At 66.8% G+C, this 12302-nt stretch carries 13 protein-coding genes; 9 read left to right on the top strand and 4 right to left on the bottom strand.

The features are described 5' to 3' along the window. Positions 1-48: 48 nt before the first annotated feature. Positions 49-966, top strand: coding sequence for a PEP-CTERM sorting domain-containing protein (locus NF699_16050; protein USU04536.1), 918 nt, complete (start codon positions 49-51; stop codon positions 964-966). Positions 967-1113: 147 nt separating this feature from the next. Here the strand turns inward: NF699_16050 and dnaN are convergent, their stop codons facing one another. Beyond that, on the bottom strand, positions 1114-2229 hold the full coding sequence (gene dnaN / locus NF699_16045) for a DNA polymerase III subunit beta (protein ID USU04535.1): 1116 nt from the start codon (positions 2227-2229) through the stop codon (positions 1114-1116). Positions 2230-2347: 118 nt separating this feature from the next. After that, positions 2348-2950, bottom strand: a complete 603-nt coding sequence (locus tag NF699_16040; protein ID USU04534.1) for an outer membrane beta-barrel protein — start codon at positions 2948-2950, stop codon at positions 2348-2350. Between the two features lie 133 nt (positions 2951-3083). Here NF699_16040 and NF699_16035 point away from each other — a divergent pair, with 133 nt between their 5' ends. The 4 genes from NF699_16035 to NF699_16020 all read left to right on the top strand — a co-directional run bounded on the left by NF699_16035 (position 3084) and on the right by NF699_16020 (position 6532). Beyond that, positions 3084-3731, top strand: a complete 648-nt coding sequence (locus NF699_16035) for a phosphoglycerate mutase family protein (GenBank protein USU04533.1) — start codon at positions 3084-3086, stop codon at positions 3729-3731. Then, on the top strand, positions 3728-4210 hold the full coding sequence (locus NF699_16030; GenBank protein USU04532.1) for a hypothetical protein: 483 nt from the start codon (positions 3728-3730) through the stop codon (positions 4208-4210). Before NF699_16035 ends, NF699_16030 begins: the two co-directional genes overlap by 4 nt. Before the next feature lie 362 nt (positions 4211-4572). After that, positions 4573-5781: a 23S rRNA (adenine(2503)-C(2))-methyltransferase RlmN gene (gene rlmN / locus NF699_16025; protein ID USU04531.1), complete on the top strand. Its 1209-nt coding sequence runs from the start codon at positions 4573-4575 to the stop codon at positions 5779-5781. A 34-nt stretch (positions 5782-5815) separates the two neighbouring features. After that, entirely contained in the window at positions 5816-6532 is a 717-nt protein-coding gene (locus NF699_16020; protein ID USU07122.1) for a sulfite exporter TauE/SafE family protein, read from the top strand. Positions 6533-6712: 180 nt separating this feature from the next. Here NF699_16020 and NF699_16015 read toward each other — a convergent pair whose 3' ends face one another. Continuing rightward, a complete protein-coding gene (locus tag NF699_16015) occupies positions 6713-7330 on the bottom strand; it encodes a flavin reductase family protein (GenBank protein ID USU04530.1) in 618 nt (205 codons plus the stop codon). 26 nt (positions 7331-7356) lie between these two features. Here NF699_16015 and NF699_16010 point away from each other — a divergent pair, with 26 nt between their 5' ends. The 3 genes from NF699_16010 to NF699_16000 are packed head-to-tail and all read left to right on the top strand — an operon-like array spanning position 7357 to position 10114. Beyond that, positions 7357-8076, top strand: coding sequence for a cytochrome b/b6 domain-containing protein (locus NF699_16010; protein ID USU04529.1), 720 nt, complete (start codon positions 7357-7359; stop codon positions 8074-8076). Next, positions 8073-8819 carry a molybdopterin-dependent oxidoreductase gene (locus NF699_16005; GenBank protein ID USU04528.1) on the top strand — a complete coding sequence of 249 codons (747 nt, stop codon included), beginning with the start codon at positions 8073-8075 and terminating at the stop codon, positions 8817-8819. The genes NF699_16010 and NF699_16005 overlap by 4 nt, the downstream gene beginning before the upstream one ends. Before the next feature lie 17 nt (positions 8820-8836). Beyond that, positions 8837-10114, top strand: a complete 1278-nt coding sequence (locus tag NF699_16000) for a cyclopropane-fatty-acyl-phospholipid synthase family protein (GenBank protein ID USU04527.1) — start codon at positions 8837-8839, stop codon at positions 10112-10114. Between the two features lie 240 nt (positions 10115-10354). Here the strand turns inward: NF699_16000 and NF699_15995 are convergent, their stop codons facing one another. Next, a complete protein-coding gene (locus tag NF699_15995) occupies positions 10355-10771 on the bottom strand; it encodes an EF-hand domain-containing protein (protein ID USU04526.1) in 417 nt (138 codons plus the stop codon). A 130-nt stretch (positions 10772-10901) separates the two neighbouring features. On the opposite strand from NF699_15995, the gene NF699_15990 reads away from it, so the two are divergent. Further along, a complete protein-coding gene (locus tag NF699_15990; protein USU04525.1) occupies positions 10902-12122 on the top strand; it encodes an argininosuccinate synthase in 1221 nt (406 codons plus the stop codon). Positions 12123-12302 lie beyond the last annotated feature (180 nt).

Below are 12302 nucleotides of genomic sequence, written 5' to 3'. Positions count from 1 at the left end.
CAGCCCACTGGCGTTCGGCCCCCGGCATCCGATACGGGGGCACGCGCCATGTCCGATCACTGGGAGAACACGCATATGATCTGGAAGTCGATCCTCGCCGCCACCCTGGCCGCGGCGATCCCGGGTGCCGCATCGGCCCAGCGTGCGCAGACCACCACGCCGGTGCAACTGCCGCGCACCATCCTGTTCATCGGCAACAGCTTCACGCAGGGCGCGCATTCGCCGCTCCGCAACTGGCACGCCGATCGCGTCACCGATCTGAACGGCGCGGGCTATGGCGGCGTGCCGGCGCTGTTCAAGGAATTCACCGTGGAGGCCGGTCTCAACTACGCCGTCAGCCTGGAAACGCAGGGCGGTCAAAGCCTCGCCTTCCACTACGAACAGCGCCGCCAGCTGTTCGACCGCCCGTGGGATGTCGTCGTGCTGCAGGAATACAGCACGCTCGACCGCGATCGACCCGGCGACGCCACCCGCTACATCCGCAGCGTCGGCCAGCTGAGTTCGCTGTTCCGCGTTCGCAATCATGCGGTGAAGGTGGCACTGATGGCCACGTGGAGCCGCGCGGATCAGATCTATCAACCCGGCAGCCCGTGGTCCGGCAGGCCAGTGGCGACCATGGCGGAGGACCTGCGCAACGCCGCCGATCGCGCTCGCCGCACCAACCGCGCGGTGTCGGGTATCATCCCGGTCGGTCAGGCATGGAATCGCGCGTTCGCCGCCGGTATTGCCGACCCGAACCCGTATGACGGCATCGCCTACGGCCAGATGAACCTCTGGTCCTTCGACCATTATCACGCCAGCACGGCGGGCTATTATCTCGAGGCGCTGACGGTATTTGGCGACGTTACCGGCGTCGACCCCCGCAGTCTCGGCCGTAACGAACGCGCCGCGGACGAACTCGGCCTGTCACCGGATCATGCCGCGGCGTTGCAGGCGATCGCGCACGAACAATTGGCGGCACGGTAACCGCTCGCTCCCAAAGCGGCGAAAGGCAGCGATTGCATAGGCAACAGTCGGCGGTGCGGCGATCCACCTCCTACCCCCATCATCCCGGCGAACACCGGGATGATGGGGGTAGGAGGTGATGAAAAGGGGAACGAAACGAGGGGCCGTTTACACCCGCATCGGCATCAGCACGTACAGCGCCGGCGCCTTGTCGTTCTCGCGGATCAGCGTCGGCGCGGCGGCATCGTTCAGATGCACCTCGACCACATCGCCGTCGATCTGCCCCAGAATGTCGAGCAGATACCGGCTGTTGAAGCCGATCTCGAACGGCATCGCGGCATAATCGCCCGGCACTTCCTCGGCCGCGGTCCCATTCTCCGGGCTGGTCACCGACAAGGTGATCTTGTCACGATCCAGCGCCATCTTCACCGCCCGCGTCTTCTCGGTCGCGATCGTCGACACACGATCCACGCCCTCTTCGAAGCTGCGCGGATCGAGCTTCAGGATCTTGTCGTTGCCGGTCGGGATGACGCGCGAATAATCAGGGAACGTCCCGTCGATCAGCTTCGACGTCAGCACCGCCTGCCCCAGGTCGAACCGGATCTTGGTCCCCGACAGCGACACGCCGACCGACCCGTCGACCTCGTCGAGCAGCTTGCGCAGTTCGGCGACGCACTTCCGCGGTACGATCACGTCGGGCATCCCCGCCGCGCCCTCGGGCCGCGGCAGCGTCACGCGCGCCAGCCGATGGCCGTCGGTCGCTGCCGCCTTCAACGTCGGTTCGCTCGCATCGTCCTGCACGTGCAGGAAAATGCCGTTGAGGTAATAACGCGTCTCTTCGGTCGAGATCGCAAAGCGCGTCTTGTCGATGATCTGCTTCAGCGTCTCCGCCGGAATCTCGAACTGCGTCGGCAGCTCACCCTCGGCGATCACCGGGAAATCGTCGCGCGGCAGCGTGCCGAGCGAAAAGCGCGCGCGCCCCGCCACGATCGACATGCGACCCTCCGCCGCATGCAATTGCACCTGCGATCCATCGGGCAGCTTGCGCGCGATATCGAACAGGGTGTGCGCCGACACCGTCGTCGAACCCGCCTGATCCACCGCCGCCGCCACCGATTCGTTGATTTGCAGATCGAGGTCGGTCGCCATCAGCCGCAACTGCCCCTCGGCGGTCGCTTCCAGCAGCACGTTCGACAGGATCGGAATGGTATTGCGCCGCTCCACCACGGACTGGACATGGCTCAGCCCCTTCAGGAGCGTTGCACGTTCGATCGTCGCCTTCATGAGTCTTACCCCCGTCCCCCGAGTCCGGGGCGTGTCCCGCCTGTCCTACCCATGAAAAAGGGGTCGGAGCAAGCACTCCGACCCCTCGGGCGATTCCGGTTAACAGGACGTTATCGGATCAGAACCGCATTCCGACGCCGGCGACGATCTGGTGCCGATCGGCATCGATGTCGAAATCGTCTGCCCGGCCATAATGCGAATAGCGATATTCGCCCTTCACATAGGTCCGCGCGCCGATCTGATGCTCCAGTCCCGCGCCCAGCCGCAGCCCGTCGAGATCGACATGATCGCTCGTCCGCGTGGTGCCGACGTCGTAGCGCGCCTCGACCCGGGCGTTGGTATAGCCCGCCTTCGCATAGGCCATCGTCGAAGGATTGAGCACGAAGCCCGCACGGCCGCCGACATAGATGTCGCGACCCGCATCGACGCGCAGCCGGTCGCCGGCCAGCACCAGATTGTCCGTGCGCGTATCGGTGGTCGATCCGGTCAGCTCGCCCTCACCGCCGAGGATCAGATTGTTGACTTGCACGTCATACCCGACCGCGCCGCCATAGACGATGCCGTCGCTCGAACTCGAATCCTGACTGTGGCCGTCCTTCAGCGCATCGTAGCCGGCGACGCCTTCGATGCGCAGGCCAGTGAACGGCGATCCGGTCGTCTGCGCCATGGCGGGGGCGGCGAAGGCGGTCGTGGCGAGCGCGGCGAAAATGAGGTTACGCATGAACTACTCCGTGATGGGCCCCATGAACGCGGGGCGGACCGACCCAATGGCCGAAGCCGCGCACCGTTGCATGAACCTCAGCTAAACACGGAAATCCGTTGCTTTTGCGCCACAGCGATCCGACACCGGCGCGATGAACCAGCCCCTTCCTGCCTCGCGAAAAGGTCGCGATTTTATCGCCCGGCATGGGGAGACCGTTTTCAACGCCGCCCGCCGCTTGCAGGGCGACCATCCGCACACCCCGCTCACCCGCGCCGGATTCATGCAGGCCGACGAGATGGGCCGGGCATTGCGCGATCTGCTGGGCGCGAAACCAGCCCTCGCCCTCTGGGCATCGCCGACGGGTCGCGCGCTCCAGACGCTGGCGGTCATCGCCGAACATCTCGAACTCGACTGGCACGCCGCCCGCACCGACCCGCGCCTGACTGAGATCGGCATGGGCAGCTGGGGCGGCCGCTATTACGCCGACGTGATCGGAGAGGTCGGCCCGGTGGTGACACCCGAAGGCCTGCTCCGCCCCGCCGCCGACGGCGAGGATTACCGCCAGATCACCACCCGCGTCTCGGGCTGGCTCGCCGATACGCACGACGATCCCGCCGACCGGCTCGTCATCATGCACGGCATCTCCAGCCGCGTGCTCCGCGGCGTGATGACCGGCGCGGGCGACCATCCCGAATGGGGCGCGCCGATCGCCGGAGGGCTGCCGCAGGGCTCGCTGGTGCTGATCGAGCAGGGCCGCGAATCGATCCCCCACCTCGGCACCGGACACGCGCCGGCGTGAAGCGCCTGCTCGCCGTCCTGCTGCCCATATCGCTGGCCATCGCGACGCCCGCCACGGCGCGCGACACGATCGGCGTCTACAAGAGCTGGGGAGCCTTCCGCGACGCCACCCCGTCCCGCTGCTACGCCATCGCCCGCCCGGCAAAGGCGGGGGGCCGCAGCACCGGTTGGGCGAGCGTCGCGAGCTGGCCCGGTCGCGGCCTGCGCGCATCGCTCCACATCCGGCTGTCCCAGACCCGCGATCGCTCTGCCTCCGTCACGCTGACGGTGGGCGAGCGCCGCTTCGAACTCACCGCCAACAGCCTCGATGCCTGGGCCCCCGACGCCCCGACCGACCGCGCGATCGTCACCGCCCTCCGCTCCGGCCGCAGCATGAGCATCGAAGCCGTCGCCACCGGAGGCCGCCCCTTCGTCGACGTCTACCTCCTGACGGGTGCCGCAACCGCGATCGACGCGGCGACGCTGGCGTGCGTGCGCTAGGCTGGATTCACGCGAAGCCGCAAAGACGCGAAGAAGGCGGCACTCCACCGCCCCCGCCCCCACCGTCATCCCGGCGAACGCCGGGACCCATGGTTTCAAGGCGGTCGTAATCGCACACGCCATTGGCCGCGGGCGTCCATGGGTCCCGGCGTCCGCCGGGATGACGAAAGGAGGGGAGGGGAGGGGAGCAAACGAAACGAAGAGAGGGAACAGGTATCACGCCTCCCTACCCCCCTCTTCTTCTCCGCGCCTCCGCGCGAACCAACCTTCTTCTTCGCGCCTTAGCGTCTTCGCGTGAACAACCTCTCCACCCCCAACCCACCGGGATGGAAACCAACCCCATTTTCGTCTATATACCGCCGATGCTCGACAGCGTTGCCCCGCCCATGCCCATTCCGGGCCACATCGACCCTGTGCCGGTGCCCCGCGCCAAGACGTTCCGCGAGGACGGCCGCATCGACCTGATCGGCCTCGGCAAGGACGCCCTTCGCCAGACCCTGCTCGACGCCGGCATGGAGCTGCGTCAGGCCAAGCTCCGCTCGAAACAGATCTGGCACTGGCTCTACAACCGCGGCGCGACCGAATTTTCCGCGATGAGCGACATCTCCAAGACCATGCACCCGTGGCTGGAACAACGCTTCGTCATCGGCCGCCCCGAGGTGGTCGAGGCGCAGGTGTCCACCGACGGCACCCGCAAGTGGCTGCTCCGCTCGCCCGACGGGCAGGATTACGAGGCGGTGTTCATCCCCGACGCCGACCGCGGCACGCTCTGCGTATCCAGCCAGGTCGGCTGCACGCTCAACTGCCGCTTCTGCCACACCGGCACGATGCGCCTCGTCCGCAACCTGACCGCGGGCGAGATCGTCGGCCAGGTCATGCTCGCCCGCGATGCGCTCGGCGAATGGCCGAGCCAGCCCGAGGGGCGCATGCTCACCAACATCGTGATGATGGGCATGGGCGAACCGCTCTACAATTTCGACGCGGTCCGCGACGCGCTGAAGCTGGTGATGGACGGCGACGGCCTCGCACTCTCTCGCCGCCGGATCACGCTCAGCACCAGCGGCGTGGTGCCGATGATGGCGCGCGCCGGTACGGAGATCGGCGTCAACCTCGCCGTATCGCTGCACGCCGTGACGAAGGAGGTGCGCGACGAACTCGTGCCGCTCAACCGGAAATACGGGATCGAGGAATTGCTGCAGGCCTGCGCCGACTATCATGGCACCAGCAACGCGCGGCGCATCACGTTCGAATACGTCATGCTCAAGGACAAGAACGATTCGGACGCCGAAGCGCACGAACTCGTCCGCCTGCTGCGCAAATACGATCTGCCCGCCAAGGTGAACCTGATTCCGTTCAACCCCTGGCCCGGCGCCGCCTACGATACGTCGACGCCGGAGCGGGTGCGCCGGTTCAGCGAGATCATCTTCGCTTCGGGCATTTCGGCGCCGGTCCGTACACCGCGCGGTCGCGACATCGACGCCGCCTGCGGCCAGCTCAAGACCGCGGCCGAGAAGAAGAGCCGCGCGCAGATGGACCGCGAGGCCGAGGAAAAGATGATCGCGCTTGGCTGATCCAGTTGCGCTCGCGCTGGCGGCGGGCGCGGGGATGCTGGGCGGGGCGATGAACGCGCTGGCGGGCGGCGGATCGTTCGCGACGATGCCGACGCTGATCGCGCTCGGCCTGCCCTCCACCGTCGCCAACGCGACCAGCAACGTCGCGGTCCAGCCCGGCGCGGTGGCAAGCGCCTGGGCCTATCGCGCCGGCCTCGCCCCGATCGGCGGCATCGGCGTTCGGACGCTCTCCGCCATCACCTTCACCGGTGGCCTCGCCGGCAGCCTGTTGCTCGCCCACACGTCGGCGAGCGCATTCGACGTCATCGTCCCCTGGCTGCTGCTCGCCGCGACGATCGCCATCGCACTCGGCCGCCACGCCTCCGACTGGCTCAGCGCGCGCTTCGTCGCCGGGCCGCGCAGCATCGTCGCGGGACAGGCGCTGCTCGGCATCTATGGCGGCTATTTCGGCGGCGGCGTCGGCATGATGCTGACCGCGATGTGGGGGCTGCTCACCGGAGCTACCCCCGCCTCGCTCGCCGCCCCGCGCACGCTGATGCTCGCCGTCGCCAACACCGCCGCGACGATCGTCTTCGTCGCCAGCGGCATGGTCGCATGGGCGCTCTGCGTACCGATGATGGTCGGATCGATCGCCGGCGGCTACCTCGGCGCACTGGTCGGCCGCCGCCTGTCCCCCGCCATCATCCGCGGCTGGACGCTGCTGGTGACCATCGTCACCACCGCGGTGTTCTTCTGGCGGGCCTACGCCTAGACAAGAAAGTGTGTTCGCACAGAGGCGCGGAGAACGCGAAGTCGTGTCGCGCGCGGCAGCATCATCCTGCTATCGATAAGGAAAGTGGGGCAGGACTACCGACGCGGCAAGCGCCCCCCCTCTGCGTCCTCCGCGCCTCCGCGCGAACACACCTTCTCCCACGACGCAGCCCAACCCGATCTACCGCGGCCGCCACATCCGAAACAGATTCGCCTCGGTCACATCGAAATAATCCGCCGGCCCACCCCCGCGCATGATCGGCCGCGCCCGCGCCGTCTGGTACACGCCGTCCTCCAGCATCGCGGTGTCGATATGCACCCCCACCGCCTCGCCGATCACCAGATACTGGTCCAACTCCTCCCCATGCCGATCGGTCAACCGGATCAGCTGCGTCAGCCTGCATTCGAACGCCACCGGACTCGCCGCCACCCGCTCCGGCGCGACCAGCCGCGACGGCAGCGTCTCCAGCCCGGCAAGCGCGAACTCGTCTACATCCGCCGGCACCATCGCCGACGTCGCATTCATCGCCTCCGCCAGATCGCGCGTCGCGAGGTTCCAGACGAACTCGCCCGTCGCCTCGACATTGGCGACGCTGTCCTTCCGCCCCATGCTCGAAAAGCCGATCAGCGGCGGCGCATAGTTGAGCAAATTGAAGAAGCTGTACGGCGCGATGTTTCGTACCCCATCGGCGGATACGGTGCTGATCCATCCGATCGGTCGCGGCGCGACCATCGCGTTGAGGGGATCGTGCGGCAGGCGGTGGCCGTCGCGGGGTTCGTAGAAATGCCATTCGATCATGCCCGCTTACCTGCTACAATATCGGCATGAACCCAATAGCGCCTGGCACTTCGATCTTCCGCCACGCGCTGGCGACGCGGACCTGGCACTGGATCAACGCGGTCGCGATCTTCATCCTGATCGGCAGCGGCCTCGGCATCTCCAACGCGCATCCGCGGCTCTACTGGGGCCGCTACGGCGCGAACTTCGACCACGCCTGGGCGCAATTGCCGCGCTTCCCCGCGTGGATCACCATCCCCGCCAACTACAATCTCGCGATCTCGCGCCGCTGGCATCTGCTGTTCGCGCTGGTCCTCGCCTTCGGCCTGCTCGCCTTCATGATCGCCAGCCTGATCAACCGCCACTTCCAGCGCAACCTCAAGCTCAAGCGCGCCGACGTCACCCCCGCGCATCTCGCCGAAGACGTTCGCGATCACCTCAACTTCCGCTTCCACGACGCCGACGATCCCGGCGCGTACAATTCGCTCCAGAAATGGAGCTACATCCTGACGATCTTCGTCATGCTCCCGCTGATGATCCTCACCGGTCTCGCGCTGTCGCCCGGCATGGATGCGGCATGGCCGTGGCTGCTCGACCTGTTCGGCGGCCGCCAGTCGGCGCGCTCGATCCACTTCGTCACCTGTGCCCTGATCGGCGGCTTCGTCGTCATCCACCTGACGCTTGTCATCCTCGCCGGCGCGGGCAACGAACTGCGCTCGATGATCACCGGCCGCTGGAAGGTGCCCCCCACCGGAGACCGGCCATGATAATCGCCCGTCGCAACCTGCTCGTCGGTGCCGGCGGCCTGCTGCTCGCCGGCTGCGACAAGGTCGCCGCCCTCCCCCAGGCGCGCAAGATCCTGTTCGCGGGCGAGGATATGCACCGCGGCCTGCAACGCGCGCTGATGGACCGCGGTGCGCTCGCCCCCGAATTCACCCCCGAACAGATGTCGCCGATCTTCCGCGCCAACGGCACCCGCGATCCCGGCACCCCCGCTTATGCCGCGATGGTCGCCAACGATTTCGCCGACTACCGCCTGCGCGTCGGCGGCCTCGTCCACCGGCCGCTGTCGCTCAGCCTCACGCAACTCGCCTCGATGCCCGCCCGCAAGCAGATCACCCGCCACGATTGTGTCGAGGGCTGGAGCGCGATCGGCGCATGGCAGGGTCCGATGCTCGGCACCGTCCTCAAGGCCGCGGGTATGCGCAACACCGCCCGCTACGTCGTCTTCACCTGCGCCGACCTCTACAATGGCCAGCCCTATTACGAATCGATCGACACGATCGACGCCTTCCACCCGCAGACGATCCTCGCGCTAAAAATGAACGGCAGCCGCCTGACGGTCCCCCACGGCGCCCCCGTCCGCCTCCGCGTCGAGCGCCAGCTCGGCTACAAACACGCCAAATACGTCACCGGCATCGACGCGGTCGAAAACCTCGCCAACATAGGTAAGGGCAAGGGCGGCTATTGGGAGGACAACGTCGATTACGATTGGTACGCCGGCATCTAGGACAGTAGAGCGGCCCCATGGCGCTGATCGACATGTTCCTCAGCCGCGCCGTAAAGCGTGGCCAACTCACCCTCCATCGCCCCGGCAAGCCGCCCGCCACCTTCGGCACGCCCGATCCCGACTACGGCCACATCACCATCCGCTTCACCGATAACGGCGTCGCCGGCCGCATCGTCCGCAACCCCGCGCTGGCGGCTGGCGAGATGTACATGGACGGCCGCCTCACCGTCGACGGCGACGACATCATGGGTCTCGTCCGCCTGCTCAAGCGCAACAGCGCGTGGGAGCGCGGCCAGAACGCGCTGAAGCCCTCCACCTTCGTGCAGGGGCTGGGCGCGGTGAAGCACCGGCTCGACCGCATCAACATGGAGCGTCGCTCGAAGCGGAACGTCGCCCACCATTACGACCTGTCGGCGCGGCTCTACGACCTGTTCCTCGACGCCGACAAACAATATTCCTGCGCTTATTACACCAGCCCCGACAACGGTCTGGAACAGGCACAGACCGACAAGCTCGCGCATATCGCGGCCAAGCTGGCGCTGCGCCCCGGCATGCGCGTGCTCGACATCGGCTGCGGCTGGGGCGGCATGGCGCTCTACCTCAACAAACATTTCGGCGTCGAAGTGCTCGGCGTCACTTTGTCCGAGGAACAGCTCAAGATCGCCCGCGAACGCGCCGCCGCCGCTGGCCTGTCGGACACGGTCAAGTTCGAGCTGATCGACTATCGCCGGGTAGAAGGCCGCTTCGACCGCATCGTCTCGGTCGGCATGTTCGAACACGTCGGCCCGCCGCAATACCGCACCTTCTTCCGCAAATGCCGCGACCTGCTGACCCCGGACGGCGTGATGCTGCTCCACACCATCGGCCGGCTTGGGCCGCCGAGCGTCACCGACGACTGGACGACCAAATACATCTTCCCCGGCGGCTACAATCCGGCGCTGTCCGAAGTGATGCAGGCATTCGAGGGGCTCAAGCTGTTCCTGACCGACGTCGAGGTGCTGCGCCTCCACTACGCCTACACGCTCCACGAATGGTATCGCCGCACCCTCGCCGCGCGCGACCAGATCGTCGCGCTCTACGACGAACGCTTCTACCGGATGTGGACCTTCTATCTCGCCGGCGCGGCCAATGCGTTCGAGAACGGCGGGCTGGTCAATTACCAGATCCAGTTCAGCCGCAGCCGCACCGAACTCCCCATCACCCGCGACTACATGTTCGAAGGCGAACGCGCGCTGCGAGCCCCCAGTGTTCCTGCGAACGCAGGAACCCAGAGCCACGAAGACCAGCCTATGTAACCCTGGGCTCCTGCCTCCGCAGGAGCACGCGCATCACCGCCCCTCTAGCCCCCCGTGTTCCTGCGAACGCAGGAACCCAGAGCCACGGGGGCCAGCCTGCGTAACCCTGGGCTCCTGCCTGCGCAGGAGCACGCGCGTCACTGCCCTGCGAGCCCCCGTGTTCCTGCGAACGCAGGAACCCAGAGCCACGGGGGCCAGCCTGCGTAACCCTGGGCTCCTGCCTGCGCAGGAGCACGCGCGTCACCGCCCCGCCGGAGCCTTGGCACCCGCCTGCGGCCCGATCACCGCCGCCCGCGCCGCGGTCCGCTCGTCCAGGCTCACCACGCCGTCACGGTTGGTATCGTACCGCGACGCCAGCGCCCGGAACAGGCCCTGCATCTCGGTCGGCGACACCTTCCCGTCATGGTTCGCATCGGCGGTGTTGAACCACGCGCCGCTGATCGCCTTCGCCTTGCCCGGCGGCATCTTGTTCTTGCCGACGTCCATCCGCGCCACGCGCGCATCGATCTCGGCACGGGTCAGGAAGCCGTCCTTGTTGGCGTCGGTCTTGTCGAACTCCGCCTTGATCTTGGGATCGACCTTCTGCGCCAGCGCAGGCGTGGCGACCAGCAGCGCGGGCAACAGGACGGGCAAAGCGGCGAACAACGGACGAAACATGACGTCTCCGGGTAATGGGTTTGACCCCGCACTAGGCGGCGGCGCTTAAACCCCCGGTGAACGCAGACGTTGCACCGCAACGCACAGGCGCTTAGGGGCGCGCCATCCACCGCAATCGAGGATGCTGCCCGTGACCGATCAGATCAACCGTGTCGTTCTCGCCTATTCGGGCGGGCTGGATACGAGCGTGATCCTGAAGTGGCTGCAACAGACCTATAATTGCGAGGTCGTCACCTTCACCGCCGACCTCGGTCAGGGCGAGGAGCTGGAGCCCGCCCGCCAGAAGGCGCAGATGGCCGGCGTCAAGCCCGAGCATATCTTCATCGACGACCTGCGCGAGGAGTTCGTGCGCGACTACGTCTTCCCGATGATGCGCTCGAACGCGCTGTACGAGGGGCTGTACCTGCTCGGCACCTCGATCGCGCGGCCCTTGATCGCCAAGCGCCAGATCGAGATCGCGCGGATGGTCAACGCCGACGCGGTCAGCCACGGCGCGACCGGCAAGGGCAACGATCAGGTCCGCTTCGAACTCGGCTATTACGCGCTCGCGCCGGACATCAAGGTCATCGCACCGTGGCGCGAGTGGGACCTCACCAGCCGCACCCGGCTGATCGAATTCGCCGAACAGCACCAGATCCCGGTCGCCAAGGACAAGCGCGGCGAATCGCCCTTCTCGACCGACGCGAACCTCCTGCACACCTCGTCCGAGGGCAAGGTGCTGGAAAATCCGTGGGATGAGGTCCCCGACTACGTCTATTCGCGCACCGTCAATCCGGAAGACGCGCCGGACACCCCCGAATACATCACGATCGACTTCGAACGCGGCGACGGCGTCGCGCTCAACGGCGAGGCGACCAGCCCGGCGACCCTGCTGACCAAGCTCAACGAGCTCGGCCGTCGCCATGGCATCGGCCGCCTCGACCTCGTCGAGAACCGCTTCGTCGGCATGAAGAGCCGCGGCATGTACGAAACGCCGGGCGGCACGATCTATCACCTCGCCCATCGCGGCATCGAACAGATCACGCTCGATCGCGGCGCTGCGCACCTCAAGGACGAACTCGCCCCCCGCTATGCCGAGCTGATCTACAACGGTTTCTGGTTCTCGCCGGAACGCGAGATGTTGCAGGCCGCGATCGACCACAGCCAGGCGAAGGTCAGCGGCACCGTCCGCCTCAAGCTCTACAAGGGCGGCGTCTACATCGTCGGCCGCAAGTCGCCCAACAGCCTCTATTCGGAAAAGGTGGTGACCTTCGAGGACGATCAGGGCGCCTACGACCAGCGCGACGCGGCCGGCTTCATCAAGCTCAACGCACTGCGCCTGCGCCTGTTGGGCCGCCGCGACGCCGAATAAGGGAACCGGATCGCCCTGATCCACGTTATCGTTACGCTTGCAGCATCCAGCCCTTTTCGGGGGGCAGGGGAATTGGAAGCTCGCGACGCCCTGTCGATGCCCGCCGCATCGGCAGGGCGTCTTTGTTTGACCAGATGACGTCGTCACCCCGGACGTGTTCCGGGGTCCACGGTGCCCCAC

The sequence above is a fragment of the Sphingomonadaceae bacterium OTU29LAMAA1 genome, from assembly GCA_024072375.1.
In the GTDB taxonomy this organism is placed as follows: Bacteria; Pseudomonadota; Alphaproteobacteria; order Sphingomonadales; family Sphingomonadaceae; genus Sphingomonas.
Note: the sequence above shows the minus strand (reverse complement) of the source record. Positions and strands in the feature narration are given on the sequence as shown.

Coding starts and splice junctions, on each gene's coding strand:
- NF699_16050 (USU04536.1), top strand. CDS start 49: ATGTCCGATCACTGGGAGAACACGCATATGATCTGGAAGTCGATCCTC.
- dnaN (USU04535.1), bottom strand. CDS start 2,229: ATGAAGGCGACGATCGAACGTGCAACGCTCCTGAAGGGGCTGAGCCAT.
- NF699_16040 (USU04534.1), bottom strand. CDS start 2,950: ATGCGTAACCTCATTTTCGCCGCGCTCGCCACGACCGCCTTCGCCGCC.
- NF699_16035 (USU04533.1), top strand. CDS start 3,084: ATGAACCAGCCCCTTCCTGCCTCGCGAAAAGGTCGCGATTTTATCGCC.
- rlmN (USU04531.1), top strand. CDS start 4,573: ATGCTCGACAGCGTTGCCCCGCCCATGCCCATTCCGGGCCACATCGAC.
- NF699_16020 (USU07122.1), top strand. CDS start 5,816: ATGCTGGGCGGGGCGATGAACGCGCTGGCGGGCGGCGGATCGTTCGCG.
- NF699_16015 (USU04530.1), bottom strand. CDS start 7,330: ATGATCGAATGGCATTTCTACGAACCCCGCGACGGCCACCGCCTGCCG.
- NF699_16010 (USU04529.1), top strand. CDS start 7,357: ATGAACCCAATAGCGCCTGGCACTTCGATCTTCCGCCACGCGCTGGCG.
- NF699_16005 (USU04528.1), top strand. CDS start 8,073: ATGATAATCGCCCGTCGCAACCTGCTCGTCGGTGCCGGCGGCCTGCTG.
- NF699_16000 (USU04527.1), top strand. CDS start 8,837: ATGGCGCTGATCGACATGTTCCTCAGCCGCGCCGTAAAGCGTGGCCAA.
- NF699_15995 (USU04526.1), bottom strand. CDS start 10,771: ATGTTTCGTCCGTTGTTCGCCGCTTTGCCCGTCCTGTTGCCCGCGCTG.